The sequence below is a fragment of the Ideonella sp. P3_A4 genome (assembly GCF_056403075.1).
Genome location: NZ_JBFUGE010001284.1, coordinates 1 through 717 on the forward strand (window position 1 = coordinate 1; position 717 = coordinate 717).

Genomic DNA, 717 nt, shown 5'->3' on the forward strand with positions numbered 1-717 from the left:
ACCAAATGTTTCGCTGAAATTGGGCGCTTGATCAGGTAGCCACCGAAAACGATGAGACCCGGAAAGAGAACTACAAGAGAGCGTGGATAAACGAAGCCGCCAAACGAAATGACGAGGAGAACCGCAAGCATGAAGAATACGAAGCCGATACGGAGGCTGTCGTCCTGCTCGATGCGAACGAGCTCTTCGTCGAACTGGATATGTACGCTCATTGAGCCCTAACGTTCGACGTAAGGGGCCTGCCGCAGGCAGGTCCCCTTGACGGAGGGGTTAGGGCGCTTGCGTGAACTCGGCACGAATTGACTCAGATAGGAGTCGCTTGATCAGCCATGCGAACAGCGCGGACAGGCCAATAGCCATGAAAGCTGAGAAGATTCTTATGACCGTTGCCATGCGATCAAATTCTGCTTGAAAGTCTTGCGGTGCATTGGCCGGGAACGTGGCCATGGAGGAAATCATGACTTGCTGAAGCGCAAGACCTACGATGTTCCACAGGATACCAAGTGCCAGGATTCCCACGATTGCCAGGCGCGCCCAGTTCTTGCGACGAAGCAACCCAATGGCGGCAGCAAAAGTGCCACTTGACAGGAGAAGGAATGCCAAGAAGAAAAGCTGGACATGAGCCACCATGAACTGGAAGAGCGCGGGCATCTGCTGTACCCCCAAATCGGATTGAGACCGTATTTGGTCGAGAGGGAACATCGTATTGATCATGAT

Annotated in this window: 2 protein-coding genes; both read right to left on the reverse strand. The window is 53.3% G+C overall.

Annotated elements, in window-relative coordinates; translation table 11 throughout:
• Nucleotides 1–212, reverse strand: a 212-nt coding sequence (locus AC1DYI_RS37565; protein WP_477209136.1) for a hypothetical protein, incomplete at its 3' end; no start/stop codon positions are given.
• A 58-nt stretch (nucleotides 213–270) separates the two neighbouring features.
• The coding region (locus tag AC1DYI_RS37570; protein ID WP_477209137.1) for a hypothetical protein at nucleotides 271–717 on the reverse strand (447 nt) is incomplete at its 5' end.